The organism is Streptomyces sp. NPDC006687 (assembly GCF_040636215.1).
GTDB lineage: Bacteria > Actinomycetota > Actinomycetes > Streptomycetales > Streptomycetaceae > Streptomyces.
On sequence record NZ_JBEYJJ010000013.1, the window covers coordinates 23,144 to 43,141 of the forward strand.

The following is a 19,998-nucleotide window of genomic DNA, read 5'->3' on the forward strand; positions in this document are numbered from 1 at the left end:
GCCGTGTCCCCTCGCCCCGCGACGGCGCCGGACCGGCCGGGCACGCCGCCACCGCCGCGCACGACCCCGCGGTGGCCTCCGCGGCCGCCGACGCCGATGCCGATGTGCCCCCGGTCGTGGCCGGAACCACCGTCGACCACCTCACCGAGACCTACCAGGCCCACTACCGCTCGCTCCTCGGCCTGGCCGCCCTCCTCCTCGACGACACCGCCTCCTGCGAGGACGTGGTCCAAGAGGCGTTCATACGCGTCCACTCCGCCCGCAACCGGGTGCGCGACCGCGACAAGACCCTGGCCTATCTCCGCCAGACCGTGGTGAACCTCTCGCGTTCCGCGCTCCGCCGCCGCATCCTCGGGCTCAAGCTGCTGTCGAAGCCGATGCCCGACATGGCCAGCGCGGAGGAGGGGGCGTACGACCAGCTCGAACGGGACGACCTGATCAAGGCCATGCGCGGACTCCAGCGCCGCCAGCGCGAGGTGCTGGTGCTGCGCTACTTCGCGGACATGACGGAAGCCCAGGTGGCCGAGACGCTCGGCGTCTCGCTCGGCTCGGTCAAGGCGTACGGATCGCGGGGCATTGCCGCGCTGAGGGTGGCGATGGAGGCTGCGCAGTCATGAAGGACGACCACACCAACCGCCCGGGCCCGGCCGCCGGCGACGAGCAGGTGCTGCGCAGCCTGTTCGCCGGGGCCGTGCAGGGCCTGGAGCCCTCCGAGGGGGCCCTGGAACGGCTGCGCCACGCGGTGCCGGCCCGCCGGGCCCGTAAACGGCGGGCCCTGGTCGGGGCGGCCGTGGCGGTGGTGCTGACCGGCGCCGCCGTCCCGGCGGCGCTGCACCTGGGAGACGAGGACCAGGGCTCCGCCGCCGGGCACTCCGCCATGGCGGGCCACGGTGAGGCACAGGGTGTCCACCCCGGCGGCCCGGCCTCAGGAGAGGCGGACGGCGGGGTCCGGCCGCAGCCGGCGAGACCCTCGGGCAGGGGCCAGACGGCGGGCGGCGCGGGCGGCCGGCCCTCCCCGCAGCAGTCCGGCGGCTCACCCTCCGGCGGGGTGACGGCGGGCCCCTCCGGCGGCGGGTCCCCCACCGCGGCCCTCGGCAACGGCCCGCAGCCCCCGGCCGGAGTGGCCGCGGCGGCTCCCGGATGCACCGCCGGGCAGCTCGGGGTGGCCGGCAGCGCCCGCGCCCCCGAGGCCGACGGCACGGTGTACGGCAGCTTCAAGGTCACCAACGTCTCCGGCCAGGGCTGCACGGTCACCGGCCCCGACACCGTGACGGCGGCCTCGGTGACCCAGGCCCCGCCGCCCGCGCAGCCCCGCGCGGTGGCGGTGACGGGCCACACGGCGGGGGACCCGGCGAGCGGGCTGCCCGACCCGTCGGCGGAGGCTCCGGCGCTGCTGCTCCAGCCGAAGCAGGCGTACGAGGTCCGCTTCGCCTGGGTGCCCTCCGCGCAGTCCTGCCCGGCGGCGACGTCCGGCCCCACGGCCACGCCCCAGCAGCAGGCTGGTACGGGACAGCGCCAGGGCGGCCAGGCCGACACCGGTCCGGCCGACACCCCGGCAGGGGCCGACGGGACGACGGGTGCGGTGCGACAGCCCGACGGCCGGACCACCCCCGACGCGGCCGGAGTGGCCGTCTCCCACGCCCCGGCCGGCACGGGCGCCCCCGTCACCCGGACCACGATCCCGCAGGCGTGCGGAGGCACGGTCTACCGGACGGGCATCATTCCGGAGCCGGCGCCGGCTCCGGCGCCGTGACGGACGCCGTGGCCGGTGCAGCCGGGTTCGACGGGGCGGGGCTTGACGGGGCGGGGGTTGACGGGGCCGGGCCCCCGGCGGGCAGCAGGCCGGCCTCGGCGTCGCGCAGCGTCTCCACCTCGCGCCGGTAGAGCCGCCACCACATGAAGAGCACGAAGGCCACGAAGACGAACCACTCACCGGTGTAGCCGAGGTTCTGGAACGCCTTCAGATCGAGCCCGGTGTTGCTCGGCGCCTTCGCCGGGACGGGGACCATCCCGTCCGCCGGGGTCTGCACCGTCAGCCAGGCGTCGTACAGCGGGTCCTGCACCAGGTTGACCAGCGTGGCCGAGCCGATCACCCCGAGCTGGCCCGGCGGCAGTCCGCCTTGCGCGTGCACGCCCTTGGTGCTCGCGCTCTCCGAAGCCTGTAGGGCACCCGTCACCTGGACCCGCCCGGCCGGCGGGGCCGGGGCCTTGGCCGCGTCCGCCGTACCCGGCATCCAGCCCCGGACCACCGGGACGGTCCTGCCGGAGTCGGTCCGCAGCAGGGTCAGGACGTAGAAGCCGCGCTTGCCGTCGAGGTCCCGCTCGGGGACCAGCAGCTGCTTCCCGTACTCACCGGCCGTTGAGGCCAGCCGCCCGGAGGTCCTGGTGTCCACCGGAAGCAGCGAGTCCAGCGGGGCGGCCGCCACCTCGGCCGGGCGCTCGGCGCCGGCCTCCCGGTGACTGTCGACGCGGTCCTCGAAGCGGCCGAGCTGCCAGGTCCCCATGAACAGGCAGAAGGGGATGGCGAGCGCGACGAAGACGTTGATCCCCCACCAGCGCGGGGTCAGGAGAAACCGGTGCACCCCACCAACGGTACGGGGGGTGCGCCCGGTGTCCGGTGCCGGGTCAGCGCGGCAGCCCCTGAGGCAGGTGCTTCAGCGCGAATTCCAGCTCCATCCGGACCTGCTTGATCCGCTCCTCCACCACCAGCGAGCCGTGCCCGGCGTCGTAGCGGTACACCTCGTGGACCGCGCCGCGCGCCGCGAGCCGGTCGACGTAGTTGTCGATCTGGCGGATCGGGCAGCGCGGGTCGTTCACGCCCGCCGCGATGTGCACGGGCGCCTTCACCGCGTCCACGTACGTCAGCGGCGAGGAGGCGGCGAAACGCTCGGGGACCTCCTCGGGGGTACCGCCGAAGAGGGTGCGGTCCAGGGACTTCAGCGCCTCCATCTCGTCGTGGTACGCCGTCACGTAGTCCGCCACCGGTACGGCGGCCAGCCCCACCGCCCAGTCGTTGGGCCGCGTCCCGAGGCCCAGCAGGGTCAGGTAGCCGCCCCAGGAACCGCCGGACAGCACCAGCCGGGCGGGGTCCGCCAGGCCCGAGGAGACGGCCCACTCGCGGACCGCCGAGATGTCCTCCAGCTCGATCAGGCCGACCCGGTGCTTGAGGGCGTCCGTCCACTCCCGGCCGTACCCGGTCGAGCCCCGGTAGTTGACCCGGACCACTGCGAATCCGTGGTCGAGCCAGGCCGCCGGGGTCGCCGCGAAGGAGTCGGAGTCGTGCCAGGTGGGACCGCCGTGGATCTCGAAGACCGTCGGGAAGGGGCCCTCGCCGTGCCCCGCCGGCCGCTGCGCGAGCGCGTGGATCCGCCCGCCCGGGCCCTCCACCCACACGTCCTCCACCGGCACCGAGCCGGGCGGCCGGAACCCGGGCGGGTCCAGCACCACCCCGCCCGCGGTGGACCGTACGGAGGCGGGCTCGGCGGCCGAGGACCACTGGTACTCCACCGTGCCGTCCGGACGCGCCGTGGCACCCGACACTGACCCCGGGGGCGTGTCCACCCGTACGAGTTCCCGCGCGGCCAGGTCGTAGCGCCACAGCTCGTCGCGTGCCTCGAAGCTGTGCACGATGAGCAGCGCCGTCCCGTCCGGGTACCACTCGGCGCTGACGTCGCCCGGGAGCTCGATGGCGAGGTCCTCCTCGGCGCCCGTGGCCACGTCCCACACCATCGGCTCCCAGCGCCCGCGCCGTTGGTGGCCGACCAGCAGCCGGGTGTCCCCCTCGACCGGTGCGAAGCCGAGCACCTCCAGGCCCAGCTCCTCGGTGCCGCCGCGCGAGTCGTCCAGCTCGGCCGCGGTGGCTCCGTCGAGGGTGACCACGCGCAGCGCCGAGTGCATGGCGTCGCCGTGCTCGGTGTGCTCGATCGCGACCAGGGTCCCGTCGCGGGAGAGGTCGCCGACGCCGGCCGACTCGCGGTGCCGGTAGATGACGGCGGGGGCGCTGCCGTCGGGCCTGACGACGTGGATCGTGGTGCCGTCCTCGTCGGTGGACCGGCCGACGACCGCCGTCCCGTCGCGGCCGATGGCCAGCCCGGCGGGGTAGGAGGGCTCCAGGCCGGGTGTGGCGGGCTCGTCGGGGCCGCCCGCGAAGGGCTGGCGCACCCAGGTGCCGAACTCGTCGCCGTCGGTGTCGGAGAACCACCAGATCCACTCCCCGTCGGGGGAGAGGGTGCCGTCGGTCGTGCCGTTGGGGCGGTCGGTGGCCTGGCGCTGCGTTCCGGTGGTGCGGTCCCAGGCGTAGAGCTCGTAGGTCCCGGTGGCGTTCGAGACGAAGAGCGAGCGGTCCGGGGCGTCCTCGGCCCACTCGGGGAGGCCCACGCGCGGGGCCCGGAACCGCTTCTCCCAGTCGGGCATCTCGGAAGCGGGGGTCCCGCCGGGGGTCAGATCGCTGTCGCTGCTGGTCATGCCGTCCATTCTGGCCCGCCGGGCCGCCGGGATGCCGACTGAGCCGAACGGGCGCATGGTGGAGGGCGTACGGCGAACGCTTCCCGAGTAGGTGTTGATCATGGCCAAGAAGGCTCGTACCGGTCACCACAGCCATCAGGACTCCGAGCAGGCGATGGCGAAGAACACGGCGGCCGAGGCGCGTGCCAAGGCTGCGGGCAGAGAAGCCCAGTCCCTCTCGGCGAAGACGCGCGGCATGCACCAGAAGGCCCAGGCCAAGCGCGGCTGAGGCCAGGCCGATCACGGGCGATGTTTCACGTGAAACCCGGTTACTGTCCGTGTTTCACGTGAAACATGGCCCCTTCGGCCTAGCCTGACGGGATGCGGATGATCGTCCGGGGCGCCCGGCTGCTGCACGAGGACGGACTCCACGACGTGGAGGTGGCCGAGGACGGGCGCATCGCGCGCGTCCTGCCGTACGACGACCAGAAGGAGCCGCCCGCGACGGGCGTCCTCATCGAGGCCCACGGCGGGCTGCTCAGCGCCCCCTTCGTCGAGCCCCACATCCACCTGGACACCGCGCTCACCGCCGGACAGCCCCGCCCCAACGCCTCCGGCACCCTCTGGGAGGGCATCGCCTGCTGGAGCGAGCGCAAACGCACCCTGACCCGCGAGGACGTGATCACGCGGGCAACGGAGGTGCTGCGCTGGCAGGCGGCCCAAGGCGTTCTGCACGTCCGCACCCACTGCGATATCACCGATCCCTCGCTGACCGCCCTCGACGCCCTGCTGGAGGTCCGCGACCGCGTCCGGGACGTCATGACCCTCCAGATCACGGCCTTCCCCCAGGAGGGCATCGTCTCCTTCCCCGACGGCGAGGCGCTGCTGCGCGAGGCCGTGGCGCGCGGCGCGGACGTCGTCGGCGCGATCCCGCACTTCGAGGACACCCGTGAGGACGGCATCGCGTCCCTGCGGACCGCGTTCACACTGGCCGAGGAGAACGGGCTGCGTCTCGACGCCCACTGCGACGAGATCGACGACGAACAGTCCCGGTTCGTGGAGGTGCTCGCCACGCTCGCGCTGCGGACGGGGCTGCGCGAGCGGGCCACCGCCTCCCACACGACCGCCATGGGCTCCTACAACGGCGCCTACGCCTTCAAACTCCAGCGGCTCCTGTCGCGTTCGGGCGTCAACCTGGTCGCCAACCCCTTCGCCAACCTCAACCTCCAGGGCCGCTTCGACGCCTATCCCAAGCGGCGCGGCCTCACCCAGGTGAAGGAGATGCTGGCCGCCGGGGTCAACGTGGCCTTCGGGCACGACGACGTGATGGACCCCTGGAACGCGCTCGGCACCGCCAACCCGCTCCAGACCGCCCTCGTCGGCCTGTACGCGGCCCAGCTCACCGGGGCGCAGGAGATCCCGACCGCCTTCTCGATGGTGACCGAGCGCGCGGCCCGCGTCCTCGGGCTGGGCACGGACGAGTACGGCGTCACGGAGGGCGCCCCGGCCTCCTTCGTCCTGCTCCCGGCGCCGACCCCCGCCGAGGCGCTCCGCCGCCAGGTCCGGCCCCGGTACGTGGTCTCGCGCGGAACCGTCCTCGCGGAGACCCCGCCCGCGCCGGCCCGGCTGTGGTGGCCCGGGCAACCCGGCCCGTCCGACATGGACTTCACCCCGCCCCTCTAAGGTGCGGAGCATGACGTGGACCTTGCACAACCTTGACTCCGGCCCGGCCCGCCGCGCCTTCGAGATCGCCTCCGAGTACGCGGACGCCGCCCTGCTCAACCACTCCGTCCGCTCCTACGCCTTCGGTGCCGAGTACGCACGGCAGCACGGCCTCTCGTACGACGCCGAGCTCTTCTACGTCAGCGCCCTCCTCCATGACCTGGGCCTCACGGCGCCGTTCGACAGCCACACCCTCCCCTTCGAGGAGGCCGGCGGGCACGTGGCCCGGATCTTCACCGCGGGCCTGGGCTGGGACGCGGCCCGCCGGGCCAGGGCGGAGGAGGTGATCGTGCTGCACATGCGGGACGACGTCACCGCCGCCGAGGACGTCGAGAGCCACCTCCTCCAGGTCGGGACGAGCGCGGACGTCTCGGGCCTGCGCGTACCGGACTTCGACCCGTCCTTCCGCACCGCCCTCCTGACCGCCTACCCCCGCCTCGGCTTCGGCCCCGCCTTCCTCGCCCTGGTCGAGGACCAGGCGACCCGCAAGCCCACCTGCGCGGCAGCCGCGTACGTGGCGAGCGGCGCGGCCCAGCGCATCGCCGCCAACCCCCTGGACGTGTAACGCCCCGGCTACCTGGCCGTCCTGCGACTGCGCTGCGAGGTCGCCGGGTAGCAGCGGCTCCACGGCTACGGGGTGCACTCCTGCGGCCGCGAGCACCCGGAGGGCGATCCCGCCCGGCGGCACCGACCCCCGGCAGCCAGCCAGGCGGCCAGCGCGGAAGCGTAGGCCGCCGGGCCCGTCCACGAACGGCTCGCCGTCGGCGAGAAGCCACTCCGGCGACAGACCGCGAACGCCGGCTCCTGGCTGCGACAGCTTTTTAGCACAGCCGACATACTGTGGCGCAACGCTCAACTTGCCCTGTAGAGCGCGCAGTTCACCACCGAAGCTCGCGGTGATCGCCAGGTCGACGGGTGTGGCCCTGGCCTGCTCCCATGGCAGTACAGGCAGCTCCAGCCCGGCGAACAACTCGGCCAGCCCGGCACGGAACGCGGACGAGTCCGTCGAGGTCACCAGAGGCTGCACCCGGAGTCGTCATGGAAAAGCGGCAGCACATCCAGAAGGCGGCCCGCCGAGGTGACGTTGTGCACCACCAGCAGCACCCGGCGGCTGCTCGAGCGGCTGGTCCACCGATGCGACTCCTCGCCGACCGGCACCCTCACGGCCTGGCGGGCTCCGGCCCGGAACGCAGGAAGGGCTTGATCCTCAGTGAGGATCAAGCCCTTGACCTGGTCTTACTCTGTCGGGGTGGCGGGATTTGAACCCACGACCTCTTCGTCCCGAATGAGGTCGACCCAAGATCCCCACCTGCGCGAACGACATTTCCCCTGGTCAGCGCCTTGGCCTCAGATGGTCTGGGGGAGTCTCAAGGGGCCTCGGGGAGCAGACCGGCTCCCAGTTGGCTCCCAGCAGGGCGGCTGCCAGGTCCCCCTAAGGGGTGGTGTTCGGGTCTGCTGCGAACCGACGGAGTAGCCCAGGGCGTGATGTGCGACGACGCCAGCTGCGTCGGGTTTCGCTTCCAAGCGAAATCATCTCCCCGCGGAGGGCTCCAAATGACCACTCAGGTCGGCACCACATGCCTTGGCCGACACCCCCAACGCGGTCCCCTGAGACCGGGCACCCCGCGGACATCCTGCGGCGCTGGTGGACTCCAGACACCATCATCGAGACGACCAACCTCATCGTCCCTGAGCTCACCCCAACGCGGTCCGCCATCCAGCCGACAACGAGCCGCAGAACACCGGATACCCGAGGCTGGCCGACGTCGGCACGTTCAACCGCGCCCTCCAGCTGACAAGAACGGGCTTGCTCGTCCAAGGCGCAGACCGCGATGCCCGGCCGCTGGTAGGCCACCGGCGGACGCGGACTGTTCCTCGTGAGCGAGAGGCAAGCCGCTGAGGCTACTACCCCACCACGGCCGGGAAGGCCGTCTGGGTCGAGCTCCTCCTTCACGGTTCCGGGCGGTACGGTCCAGGCCGCACGGAGCAAGCCAAGGAGCGTGGGCAGCCGGCCGAAGTTACCGGCCCAGTCCTCAGACCCGCTTTTGATCGGAAGGGTGCTGGTCGGCCTGCGTGAGCTGTAGAACGGCTTCGCCTGCGGTCTCAGCCAGGGCCGACCGGCGGGGCGGCATGATCCCAGTTCAGCCATCTGCCCCCCTGGACTGCGGCGGCATGATCTACGCTAAGTGGCTAGCTATCCCCCGAGCGTCACTACCCCCGTCTGGCGACGCCCTCAGTAACACGTGACAGGAGAGGAAGTGGTGTCGAGAGTGGAGGGGATAGTACGCGGCGGGTCGGTGGAGGTACTCAAGCACCTACACCTGCAACTCGATCACCACTTTCGGATACTCCACGAGCGGCGCCGGGCCCTGCATCCGCCAGCTCCCGTCTTCGCGTTGGAGCACGACCTTGTTGGTGAGGAGCTCGAACTGCTCCTGGCCGCAGTGCGTGGGGCTGTAGCTGATGGACTCGACGCTCGGTACCGCGCCTGGTGGTTGCCCTTCGTGGTGTTTGCCGCTGAGATCGGCTACGACTACGTCGGGGGCGAGTTCTGGCCCCTCTGGGGACAGAGGGCGCCGGGGTGGGAGGGTGGGCCTCAGTGGAACGCACCCCTCAACCGGAAACGCATCAAGCAGTGGTTCAGGCGGTTCGCGGACGATTACGGAGGTGCGGAGCCGAGAGGAGGCTTCGCCACGAACTTCACCATCATTGCGTGGCCGATCACACATGCCGTGATGCCGGCGGACCTTCAGCGGCAGATGGCCCAGCTTCTGTTCGAGTCGCGCGGAGTGTTGAATGCGCAATTGTTGGCTGACCCTGATGCGTTGGGCGCATGTCTGGCGTCGCGCACGGGTGGATACAGCGAGCGCTTCCGTATCCTCTGCGACAATCAGGGCCTCCTGGGTCAGGTCGCAGTTGCGCTGCTCTCGGGCGACGAGGAAGAGTCCCCATACCTGGTGCGGTCGACACTCCTCCGCCTGGTTGCTGGCCTGAGTAATGAACAGGCCTCCCGCAGCTGGCTGTCGCGCGCCAGGCAGTCGGCCAAAGTGATCCGCTCAAGTGGCTTCCTTCCGAAGGGAGCGGGTACCGCTTCTGTACAGCGAAGGCGCCGCGCCCCAGCTGACATCAGCCTAAGGCTGTTCCTGCGCAACCATCATGGCGGCTGGCAGCCGTATCTGGAACTGCCCGATCTCACGCCGCTGCAGACAAGCAACCCACAAGTCGATCAGGAACTTCGGATCCGGCGTGCAAAGGTTGAAGGTCATCCCCGTCCGCTCGCCCGGGGTCGGCTGCTGTGGCCCGACAAAGTGCCGCTGTCGGCCTGGCCTCGACCGGGTGCTCCAGCCATCCAGTTGGAGCACGGACCGGAGGCCGTCAACAAGCTGATCGCCGAGCACTGCTCCATCGATCCGGGGCCCTGGTGGCTGTTCAGGAAGCGATCAGGCGGAGAGCCCATGGAGGTAAAAGGCAAGTTCGTTCGGCGCGGTAACGAGTACTGCCTAATTGGGCGTGTCGGCAGCAGTCCGCCCTCGTTGCCCTGGATCGGGCAGACAGTGACCTCGGTCGAAGGCGTGCACGTCTTCGAGTTCACGGTGCCGCAGATCATCGGAGCAGCGGAAGTCGAGCAACTTGCCACTGTCGGGTTGACAGTGGCATCCGATGTCTCGATCCGGCCCGTTGGCTTGGTGCCAGGATCCTGGGACGGGGACGGCGCCATCGAGTGGCTTGCTGGGGAGCCGACGATGCTGGCCGTGAAGTCTGCTCACGCTGCGCACAAGTGCGCGGTGACCGTAGACCGTGGCCTTCCCTTTGTGCTGGAGTTCCCGGAGGGCCAACCAGAGCTCTTCTTTGCTCTGGAGGACCTCGGCGTGGGTACACACGATGTGAACGTCGCGCTGCTCACCCCAGAGACGGATCGACCCCTCTTCAGCGGCTCCCTGACGATCACAATCCGTGACCTCCACAGCAATCGCGAAGCCGCGACGGAAGGTACTGCGATCCGGCTGTTCACCACGCCGGCGCGCCCAAAGATGACTGAACTCTGGGATGGCAGGGCCAGTCTCTCGATTGACGGTCCGCTGGAGACAAGGGCGGAACTGTCGATCACTCTTCGTGACGTTGCGGGAAGGCAACTGGAAAGGCAACTCCATGGCATCTCAGTGCCCTTCAGTGATGGCGCGTGGGAGAAGCTGGCAGAGCAGGTCTTGCGTAAGAAGAGAATGCTCGGCGCGTACGAAGAGGCCGAGTCATGTGAAGTATCGGTATTCCGCAATGGAGTTGGATTCGCATCGTTGGTCTGTGAACGCGGCTTCGACCCGCTCCGCTGGGTACTTGCCAAGAGGCACAGCGGGCAACACGAAGCGCGGCTGATAGACCGGACAGGCAACGACGACACCCAGGTGCACATCTTCTTGGTGGAGCACCCGTTGGCCGGCATGGAGCACGACCCCCGTGGACCAATCACCGTGCCAGCGACAGGCGGACTCCTGCAGGCGACTTCCGGCAGGATGACAGCAGCGACCATCCTGCCGCCCGAGCCAAACCAACTGCGCCGGAGCCACCCGGCTGTGCCGCGATCCTCGGATGGCTCGCTCTTTGAGGTCCAGCGGCTCATCGAAGGTCACCGTCGGTGGCTTGACGCCGATCTGCCGGCGGACCCGTTCGCTCGTCACCAGCAGGAGCAAGTCCTTGAGGCGATCACTAGGGCGCTTGTGTCCGTCATCGCCGGACATCGGTGGGCAAACCTAGAGCGCAAGCGCGATACGGCTGATGCGTACCGGCAGCTTGAACTCCTGGACGAAATGGAGAAGCTCGTAGGCGAGGCCTCCCAACAGCGCTCCGCTGCGCGGCAGATCGCTCGCCACCTCTGGCAGTGGGTAGATTCATCGGCTGCGTTGAGCGAGGGATTTGCTGATGCTATCGAAGCCATCGTGACGTCCAGCGGCCTGGGTGATTTTCATGCCGCAGCAGACTTCCTGCTGGCGCTCGCGAGCCGGCCAGGCTCGGTCGCGAACTGGGCGGAGCCCGAGAGGGACCGGCTCCTGATTGGCGTACTGAGTTCCCCCGTACTCATCCGGGCAGCGAGGTTCGCGGTGCTGGGGACTCGCGCCCTCCGGGATGCATCGGACCAGCCGGCTTCCGGGAGCGGCCGATGAATATCAATGCGCTCAGCGGCCGTGAGGTCGCCAGCCGTACCGTCCACGCGCTTGGCCTGGGGGAGACGGCGATCGATCTGAGTGCACCCGAAGCGATCTGCTCGTCACTACGCCGCGCAGCCGCGTTCCTGTGCCCGGCGACGCCGAGGGAACTCGTCGATGCGGTGATGGAGGTGCTCGGACCGGTCGACGACTCGTCCGCGGTCACTCGTGCCCAGCTAGCCACCCAGTTGGATCTGCTGGTAGCAATCGGCGACCTAGTCGAGCTCCCGAACCGGAAGGATCGTGGAAGTAGGAGGCTCTATCTCGCTCCACCCTCTTATGTGACGAAGGCTCCCGGGCGGTACCTCTTGCTGGGTGTACGCCCAGACGGCGTCCCGCTCCTGGACGAGTCTGTCGGCGCGGACGTGCGCTTCGAGGGCCACGTGCGGTCCATCGAAATGGACGCCACCATGGGACCGGCTCGACTGCATGGCGCCGGACTCCATGAGATCAGCATCGACGACTGGCGCAGGCAACCGACTGTGGCTAGCGCTGCTGCCATCGTCCGCGGGATGCGTCAACGCTTGGACTGGGCAGCACACTCGGGTCTCGTCAACGATCTGAGGCTTCTCGATCCTGCGTCGTCGGTTCTCTATTACCGGGGCCGTTGGCGGCTACCCGCCGACGGTGACTGTGGAGACTACGTTGCCCGTCGGCCGCAGGCATACGGAGCTGATCTGTGGTGCTTTGTCCGAGTGGAGAGTGGCATGCCTCGTTCGCTCATCGATATGCCAACCGACGATCCTGCTGTTCCGGCGTGCGACGAGGCGTGGCGGCTTCAGGCAGCGATCGATGCTGCACGGGGAAAGCCGCAGATCCTGCGGATTCGGCACGCTGACGGGGCCCAGGGGAGCCGGACTCTGGATCTGTTCGGCCCTGTGCCCGGGTGGGCGCAGCGTTACCTGGAACTTGTGGGGGTCCCAGGCCCGCGGGCCAGGGACGCGCTGATCACGTATCGAGTGCCGCTCTGGGCGATCGGCGAACTAACGAAGTTCTTCGCTGACATGCTGTGGATGCACGTCAACGATGAGGGAGGAGTGGCGTGACCGCGGAAGCGCCCACGATTGCAGAGACGGTCGCTAGCATTCAGGCGGCCCTTCGGGACTACATTGAGGCCACGTACCACGTGGGACACCCAACCGTGATCGAGCAGCGTCGCGAGTTGCTGAAGCGGGAGGGCGTGCTCCACCGTGAGCCGTTCATCGAGAGTACCCCCCGCTACCAGACTGGCCGAGGCTTCGGTGATCTCGAACTCGATGCAGCGGCCAGGGCGCTCCTCGTTAGCCTGAGTACACACATCGGTGGTCACCAGCCACTCCTGCACGACCCGCCATACACGCACCAGGCGGAGGCCCTGGAGTGGACGATTCGCGATGGCCTCAGCCTTGCAGTCACGACCGGCACCGGTTCCGGAAAGACGGAGACGTTCCTCGAGCCGATTCTGACGAAGTTCGCAACGGAGGCTGCACACAAGCCTGAGTCGTTCGCAGCCCCCTCCGTCCGGGCCCTGATCCTCTATCCGATGAACGCGCTGGTGAACGATCAACTGGGACGTCTTCGGCTGCTGCTCGGCGATCCGCGAGTCACCGCACAGTTCACCGCGTGGGCCGGACGTCCAGCACGCTTCGCCCGCTACACGAGCCGCACGCTGTATCCCGGTGTTCGGCGGGTCGAGAAGGATCAAGAGCGGCTGCGGTCGATTGAGGACTTCTACATCGACCTCATTGACCGGGCGTCCAACCCCTCGGCACAAGGATATGGTGAAGCAACCGCTCTCATTGAGAAGTTGCAGTCGCGTGGAAAGTGGCCGGCCAAACCGGACCTGAAAGCCTGGTACGGAGAACGTGGCTCCCGCTGGAAGAACAGGGAAGGCGAGTTCATTCGTGCGGTCCTCCGGCATGAGGACCCCGAGCTCCTGACGCGCCATGAAGTGCTGGACACGCCGCCAGACGTGCTCATCACGAACTACTCGATGCTTGAGTACATGCTCATGCGTCCGCTCGAGCGGCCGGTCTTCGATGCGACCCGGGCATGGTTGGAGAACAACCCGGACGAGAGGTTCCTCCTGGTCGTAGACGAGGCCCACCTCTACCGCGGAGCGGCTGGCGCCGAGGTAGCGCTCCTGCTCCGGCGACTCCGCGCAAGGCTTGGGATCACGCCCGATCGGCTGCAGGTGATCTGCACAAGCGCGAGCTTTGCCAGCGCGGAGTACGCGCGCCTGTTTGCCGCGCAGTTGAGCGGCAAGGCCCCAGACGACTTCAAGACGGTGGAAGGACGACTCGCCCTGCGGGAACCAGCCACCACCGGGACGGTCCAGGACGCAGAGGTCCTCGCTGCCGTACCGATGCACACGTTCTACGAGGCGGAGTCAGACGCTGGCCGCATTGACGCGGTCCGCGGGTTGCTGGACTACCGGGAGGTCACTGAGAAGGCGCCCGGAGTCAGTGCGGGGCAACTGCTCCACGAGGCCCTTGCCGACTTCGCCCCCATGAATCTGCTCGTCAACCAGACGATGCAAAGGGCTCATCCGCTCGATGAACTGGGTGCCAGCATCTTTCCCGCTGCGGAGAAGGAGCTTGCCGATAGAGCGGCCTCGACGCTGGTAGCGCTCGGAAGCGCCGCCCGCCGGTCAACGGATGACGCCGGGCTGTTGCCGTGCCGAGTGCACGCGTTCTTCCGAGGGCTGGCAGGGTTGTGGGCCTGTCTCGACCCCGAATGTTCAGAGGCCGACCGGGAGGCGAGCCCGGAGCCTGGTCCGGTCGGCAAGCTCTACGCCCAGCCGCAGGCCACATGCGGATGCGGAGCCCGTGTCTTCGAGTTGTACACCTGCCGGCACTGCGGCTCCGCCTATGCGCGAGCCTATACGGATGATGTACTTGAACCATCCCATCTCTGGCACGAGCCAGGTGCGGACTTCCATTCCTCCACTGGCTCCATCCCCGAACTCCAAGCGCTCGATCTACTGCTGGAGGCCCCGTCGCATGACGCAGCTAACGTGGAGCCCGCGGACCTTGATCTCATCACCGGTCGAATTAATCCACCAGGGGAGCTCGGGCCACGCACGCGCAGCGTCTTCATCCCTCGGCTCCGTGGGGGAGAGTCCGTCGGAAGTGACGATGATGGCGAAGAAGGCGAGGCTAACGGCGAGTTCAAGCCTTGCGGTGTGTGCGGGCGACTCGCTGGCTTCGGTCGATCATCGGTACAGGATCACCAGACGAAGGGTGATCAGCCCTTCCAGGCGTTGGTGACTCGTCAAGTCGAGGTCCAACCGCCTGGCGCGCAACCGTACAACGACTTCGCCCCGTTGCGCGGGCGCAAGGTGCTCGCATTCTCCGACTCCCGGCAGGTTGCCGCGCGACTTGCGCCCAACCTGCAGACCTACTCGCTGCGCGATGTCATGCGGCCGGTGATCCTGCGGGGGTGGCGGGAGCTCGCTAATCACCAAGTTCTGGGACCGATTCTCGCTCTGGACAGGCTGTATGTGGCGGTTATGGCCGGATCATATGTGCTTTCAGTGCGGCTGCGTCCAGAACTGCGCCCGACAGAGTCGCTCCAGGTGATGGGCACGGTCGCACGGGCAATCGACAAGGGCGCGCTCACAGGCAACCTCGCTGTAATGGGTGCGCTCCTCACCACCGCACCGCCGCCGCAGTCGCTGTTGCGCGCTATGTATGCAACGCTCACGGACAAGTACTACGGGCTGGCATCGCTTGGGTTGGCCTCGATCCGTGAGCGGGCGAACCTCACGGACGAGTTGCTCGCGAAGTTGCCGGACATCGGTGGCGTCGCAGAGGGTGCCAAAGCCAAGCTGGCTTTTGTGCGGTTGTGGCTGGCTGCTTGGAGTGGCGCTGGCATCTGGTTCCCGTCGATGACTGACGGGGACTGGTGGAAGCAGAAGGGCGGCGTCCAGCCACACACAGGAAGGTTCAAGTCCGTCGACCGCTTGCTCGGATCGAAAGCCGCAAGGCAGACGTTCAGGGAGGGGTGGCTGCCCACAATGCTCACAGCCTTCTGCGAATCGGTAGGTAGCGGTACCTACCGCATGCTGGCCTCGAATTTGGCTTTGGAACTCGGTGGGCAGTGGGGCTACTGCGAGCGGTGTCGATTCACGCAGAGGCCACTTCCTGGCAGTTGCAAGTGTGGCAGTTGCGGCGCCGATCGAGTCCGCACCCTGGACCCCGAGACCGATCCGGTCTTCCAGGCCCGGAAGGGCTACTACCGAGCCAGTGCCGTCCGGGCTCTCAACAGTCCGCCTGAGCTGCCCATGAGTATCATCGCCGCCGAGCACACGGCGCAGCTCAACGCCGCGCAGTCGGACGCCGTCTTCTCTAAGGCCGAGGAGCACGAGCTGCTCTTCCAGGACGTTGATCTCGGCCGGTTCTCTCAGGGAGAGCAGTCGCGCGCCGCCATTGACGTGCTTTCCTGCACGACCACCATGGAGGTTGGGATCGACATCGGCAACCTGACCGGTGTGGCCCTGCGCAACATGCCGCCGTCTCGTGCCAACTACCAGCAACGAGCAGGCCGGGCCGGCCGCCGTGGCAATGCGGTCGCCACAGTGCTTGCCTTCGGCAGCGCTGACACGCACGACGACCACTACTTCCGCCAGCCAGACCTCATGATCCGCGGCAAGGTCGATGATCCGGTGTTGACCATGGACAACGAAGAAATCGTGCAGCGCCATGTCATCGCCTATCTGCTGCAGCGGTACCACCAGGATCGACTGCCAGCAATCCAACCCGAGGACCAGCCTCAGCTCTTCGAAGTTCTGGGACAGGTCACCTCATTCACAGGGACGACATCCCCGCTCAACCGAACGGACCTGGAAGAGTGGCTGAAGAGTAAGGAGAACGTGCTTCGCGAAGAGGTCGCGGCCTGGCTTCCCGACGAACTGAGCGCAGATGCCCGTACAGAAGTCCTACAAGCCATCGTGACGCGAACGCTTTTCGAGATCGACAGAGCTCTCGAGCTTGACCTTGACGGGTCGCCTGTAGAGGCTAATACGGTCGAAGACCCGCTGCTGAACTCTGAGCAGGAGGTTGAACCCCCGATAGAGCTCGACGCGGAGGAGCCGAACGCACGACGGAGCCAGAAGAACCTGCTCGACCGTCTCCTGTACAAGGGCGTCCTGCCGCGCTACGCGTTTCCGACCGATGTGGTCGCCTTCCACGTCTTCGATGTCAACTCGTCCACGCGGTTCAACACTTATTTCCAATATGCTGCCAGTCAGGGTCTCACGGTGGCGCTCAGCCAGTATGCACCGGGCAAGGTGGTGTGGATCGACAATAAGGAATGGACCTCTGGGGCCATATACTCACCGGTCCAGAAGGAGCGCTATCAGGCATGGCAGGAACGGCTGCTCTACTTCGAATGCCAGGACTGCCACTACGCCAAGCACTTCCCACTCGATGAGGCAGAGCGCGGAGAGGAGCGCGACTGTCCGGCTTGCGGCGCCGAGGGTAAGTTCGGCAAGGCCAAGACCTGGATGCGACCGCCCGGGTTCGCGCACCCGGCAGACCAGGATCCGGGAACGAGCCCGGACGACGCCCCGGCGCGCAGTTACGCGACGCGCGCCAAGCTCATGGCACCTGGGCCGACGGAGGAGACCGCCTGGAAGCGAGTCACTGAACGCGTGGCACAGACATACCGCAGAGAGACTCTGCTGGTCACCAACACCGGCCCCCGCAACGAGGGATACACGTACTGCACCCGCTGCGGCCTCATCGAACCGACTGCTATGGCCACGGGAAGGCTGCTCGCTACCCACAAGAAGCCTTTCCCCGACCTGAAGGAGCCAGAATGCCCCGGCACCGGCTCAACCCGGGGGATGGTGTTGGGCACCGACTTCATTTCCGACGTGCTCTTGGTTCGCTTGAGGGTCGACTCGCCGATCACGCTGAGGCCAGCGAATCTCTCGACGCACATCGCACTGCGCTCAGTTGCTGAGGCGCTCACGATCGCGGCGACCCTAAAGCTCGGCATTGAAGCCACGGAGTTGCAGGCGGAGTACCGGCCGGCGCTGACTGCCCTCGGTAACGAAGGCCTGGAAGCCGAGATCTACCTCTACGACACGCTTGCGGGCGGAGCCGGCTTCACTCGAAGGGTCAACGACTACGGCGTGGAGATCCTCGAGGAGACGCTGAAACTCCTTGAGGACTGCCCGGAGAACTGCGACCAGTCCTGCTACAGGTGTCTGCGCAGCTTCCGGAACCGCTTCGAGCACAGCCTCCTCGACCGTCATGTCGGCGCCAGCCTTCTGCGGTACCTGATCCACGGGACAGCACCCACCCTGAACGACGAACGGCTCGAGGTGTCGGCCGACACCCTCTACGAGGACCTCAGTAGTCGAGGGAGCGACGCGCACTTCACGCGTGGCGCCAAGATCGAAATCAAAGGTGTCGGAGCAATCACCGCGCCGATTCTGGCGCAGCGCGGCAACCAGCAGTGGATCTTCGGCGTGCATGACCCGCTGAGCCCCGATGTGGCACCCACCGAGGAACTGCGTCGCGCGAAGGAGGCGGGCAGCGTGCCGGTCCATCTGATCGACGACACGGTCATCTCACGCAACCTCCCGTTCGCCAGCAATCAGGTGCTTCAGACACTGAGCTAGGCGACAGCGGATAATGGTCCGCCGCCCCATCGCAATCCGGCGGCGGGCCTTCTGCGACTACAGCATGGTTCGCGTCGAAGTGGCAGTCAGAGCGACGGTGGCGGGCCGCCGTCAGGAGAAGCCAGGAGGGGGTATATGTCAACAGACGGCAGCGAAGACAAGATGGGTGAAGACGACCTTGCGGAAGGCCAGGTGCCCATCACCGCACTACAGGAACACTTCAGCGTTTCGTTCACGCGGATGATCGCCTATGCGGCCGGATGCTCTATCAAGCCTCACGAGACCGACTACGAAGGCGTCGACATTACGATCGTCTCGTCGACGGAGTATCGTGGCTACTACGGCCCACAATTCGAGCTTCAGCTGAAGTGCACCTACCAAGAAAGTCTACTCAAAGACGACAGTATGACTTGGCGGATGAAGGCGAAGCCCTTTCGGAAACTGACGCGCAGCAAGCGGTACATTCCGGCGTACCTCGGAGTGCTCCTGATACCCCGCGATCCGGAGCCGTGGCTCAATGTAGATGAATGGGGACTGTTCACGCGTAGCCGCATGTTCTGGGAATCCGCCGAAAACCTCAGATACGACGGACCGATCAAGGACTACCACACGGTCCATCTGCCGCGTCAGAATCTGTTCACGGGCAATCAGCTCCAGGGCATCATGAAGTCCATTGGCGACGCAGAGGAAGGGCAGAGGTGAGCCGGACGGCATTTGATACGTACCGTGAGATCGCATCCTCGCTGACTCCGGCTGCAGTGTCTCAGTTTCTCGCTTCCCAAGATTGGGAACTGGAACAGCGTCAGTCGAAAGTCCGCGAAGTCTGGCGTTACCGCTCGGATGGTCCACTTCTGGCAGCGCCGCGGGTCATGATCCCTTTGGCTACGGATTTCTCCGACTTCACGCCGCGTTTCATCGATGCACTAGAATCGCTGGGGCACATCCACGACTGGGATGCAGGTCAACTTCTCGAGCATGTTCTGGCCACGCGCGCCGACCTGTTCTTCGTCCGCCTCGACCAGCTTATGACCGACGGCACGATCCCCTTCAAGCAGGCCGAAAGGACCCTGCAGGGGATCCATAAGATGATGAAGGCGTCGGCCACGACAGCCGCGGATCCCAACCACTCGCACAAGGGGCGCCGCCCGCAAGCGGTGGGAGAATTCCTGGAGGAATCTGTACGGCTCGGCCACACGAAGCGGGGCAGCTTTGTCTTCACCGTGGTGACGCGCCTGGGCGACGCCGATTCCCAGTCGGCGAATGATCCCGAGCGGCTGACCGCCACCTTCCCGCGGCGAGTAATGGAGACCCTAGCCAGAGGCCTGGAGGCCACAAGACTGTTGGCGCAAGCTGGGGGGAATCAATCCCTCATCTCTCCGGGCGGTTTGGGGCTCAGCGTGGGCCTCATCGAGTCGCTCGAAGACTTGTCGGCGCCGGAAAATCTGCAATCACTGGATTTGTCCTTTGAGTGGGCTGCTGCAGAACGAAGGCCGGACGTCGGGCTGGCAACGATTGCGTTCGACCGGGACTTGATTGTCGAATTCCCGCATATCCGGGAGCAACTCATCCGGAGAGATGAGCCCGTCCGCCGCGAAACGCTGGTGGGACTCGTTAAGTCCTTGGCGCGAGACGACTCCACGCCCAGCGGCGAAGAGACGGCGATCGTCACCATCGCGGCGGAGGTGAATGGCAGGGCTCTGCGGGTTCAGGTTCCTCTTGCAGGGGACGACCACGGCTGGGCCATCATGTCGTACAAGCGTCAACTCCCCTTCACAGTAACCGGGGACTTGTCATACGAGCGCCGTGCTTGGCGCCTGACGGGCGACATCGTGGTCGATTCGAGCTTCCTGCGACACATCTCAGGGTCTTCAGCTCCGGACTTGGGAGAAGCCTAGGGCTGGCGCGCGCATTGCCCGAACGGTTCCTGATCGATGCCCTCAGCACACCGATGCTCGCCGACCGCTGGTTGCCACACTCTTGGAGGTCCGAGTGCGGCAGCCAGCGACGAGGGCGATGCGCCAGCGG

12 protein-coding genes are annotated in these 19,998 nt (G+C 67.4%); 10 read left to right on the forward strand and 2 right to left on the reverse strand.

What is annotated here, in order from left to right; genetic code table 11:
- Positions 1 to 71 precede the first annotated feature (71 nt).
- Both ABZ716_RS17775 and ABZ716_RS17780 read left to right on the forward strand, forming a co-directional pair.
- The gene (locus ABZ716_RS17775) at positions 72 to 617 is read left to right on the forward strand and encodes a SigE family RNA polymerase sigma factor (RefSeq protein WP_351887377.1); all 546 of its coding nucleotides are present in this window, start codon (positions 72 to 74) and stop codon (positions 615 to 617) included.
- The gene (locus ABZ716_RS17780; protein ID WP_358959890.1) at positions 614 to 1,753 is read left to right on the forward strand and encodes a hypothetical protein; all 1,140 of its coding nucleotides are present in this window, start codon (positions 614 to 616) and stop codon (positions 1,751 to 1,753) included. The genes ABZ716_RS17775 and ABZ716_RS17780 overlap by 4 nt, the downstream gene beginning before the upstream one ends.
- Here the strand turns inward: ABZ716_RS17780 and ABZ716_RS17785 are convergent.
- Entirely contained in the window at positions 1,719 to 2,582 is an 864-nt protein-coding gene (locus ABZ716_RS17785) for an SURF1 family protein (RefSeq protein ID WP_358959893.1), read from the reverse strand. The genes ABZ716_RS17780 and ABZ716_RS17785 overlap by 35 nt on opposite strands.
- 43 nt (positions 2,583 to 2,625) lie before the next feature.
- A complete protein-coding gene (locus ABZ716_RS17790; RefSeq protein WP_358959896.1) occupies positions 2,626 to 4,464 on the reverse strand; it encodes a prolyl oligopeptidase family serine peptidase in 1,839 nt (612 codons plus the stop codon).
- Between the two features lie 100 nt (positions 4,465 to 4,564).
- On the opposite strand from ABZ716_RS17790, the gene ABZ716_RS17795 reads away from it, so the two are divergent.
- The 8 genes from ABZ716_RS17795 (at position 4,565) to ABZ716_RS17830 (ending at position 19,868) form a co-directional block, all read left to right on the forward strand.
- Positions 4,565 to 4,732: a hypothetical protein gene (locus ABZ716_RS17795; RefSeq protein WP_351887364.1), complete on the forward strand. Its 168-nt coding sequence runs from the start codon at positions 4,565 to 4,567 to the stop codon at positions 4,730 to 4,732.
- Positions 4,733 to 4,824: 92 nt separating this feature from the next.
- Complete coding sequence (codA, locus tag ABZ716_RS17800) at positions 4,825 to 6,126, forward strand: cytosine deaminase (RefSeq protein WP_358959898.1); 1,302 nt, start codon at positions 4,825 to 4,827, stop codon at positions 6,124 to 6,126.
- A gap of 10 nt (positions 6,127 to 6,136) precedes the next feature.
- A complete protein-coding gene (locus ABZ716_RS17805; protein WP_358959901.1) occupies positions 6,137 to 6,730 on the forward strand; it encodes an HD domain-containing protein in 594 nt (197 codons plus the stop codon).
- A 1,732-nt stretch (positions 6,731 to 8,462) separates the two neighbouring features.
- Positions 8,463 to 11,321, forward strand: coding sequence for a hypothetical protein (locus ABZ716_RS17810; RefSeq protein ID WP_358959904.1), 2,859 nt, complete (start codon positions 8,463 to 8,465; stop codon positions 11,319 to 11,321).
- Positions 11,318 to 12,409, forward strand: a complete 1,092-nt coding sequence (locus ABZ716_RS17815) for a hypothetical protein (protein WP_358959907.1) — start codon at positions 11,318 to 11,320, stop codon at positions 12,407 to 12,409. Before ABZ716_RS17810 ends, ABZ716_RS17815 begins: the two co-directional genes overlap by 4 nt.
- Positions 12,406 to 17,973 (forward strand): DEAD/DEAH box helicase, encoded by a 5,568-nt coding sequence (locus ABZ716_RS17820; RefSeq protein WP_358959910.1) that lies wholly within the window; start codon positions 12,406 to 12,408, stop codon positions 17,971 to 17,973. The genes ABZ716_RS17815 and ABZ716_RS17820 overlap by 4 nt, the downstream gene beginning before the upstream one ends.
- 135 nt (positions 17,974 to 18,108) lie before the next feature.
- The gene (locus tag ABZ716_RS17825) at positions 18,109 to 18,675 is read left to right on the forward strand and encodes a DUF4365 domain-containing protein (RefSeq protein WP_358959912.1); all 567 of its coding nucleotides are present in this window, start codon (positions 18,109 to 18,111) and stop codon (positions 18,673 to 18,675) included.
- Entirely contained in the window at positions 18,672 to 19,868 is a 1,197-nt protein-coding gene (locus tag ABZ716_RS17830; RefSeq protein WP_358959915.1) for a hypothetical protein, read from the forward strand. Before ABZ716_RS17825 ends, ABZ716_RS17830 begins: the two co-directional genes overlap by 4 nt.
- The last annotated feature ends 130 nt before the right edge of the window (positions 19,869 to 19,998 follow it).

Bases quoted from the DNA above. Each gene is read 5' to 3' on its own strand.
- ABZ716_RS17780 (WP_358959890.1), top strand. From the start codon at position 614: ATGAAGGACGACCACACCAACCGCCCGGGCCCGGCCGCCGGCGACGAG.
- ABZ716_RS17790 (WP_358959896.1), bottom strand. From the start codon at position 4,464: ATGACCAGCAGCGACAGCGATCTGACCCCCGGCGGGACCCCCGCTTCC.
- ABZ716_RS17795 (WP_351887364.1), top strand. From the start codon at position 4,565: ATGGCCAAGAAGGCTCGTACCGGTCACCACAGCCATCAGGACTCCGAG.
- codA (WP_358959898.1), top strand. From the start codon at position 4,825: ATGCGGATGATCGTCCGGGGCGCCCGGCTGCTGCACGAGGACGGACTC.
- ABZ716_RS17805 (WP_358959901.1), top strand. From the start codon at position 6,137: ATGACGTGGACCTTGCACAACCTTGACTCCGGCCCGGCCCGCCGCGCC.
- ABZ716_RS17815 (WP_358959907.1), top strand. From the start codon at position 11,318: ATGAATATCAATGCGCTCAGCGGCCGTGAGGTCGCCAGCCGTACCGTC.
- ABZ716_RS17825 (WP_358959912.1), top strand. From the start codon at position 18,109: ATGTCAACAGACGGCAGCGAAGACAAGATGGGTGAAGACGACCTTGCG.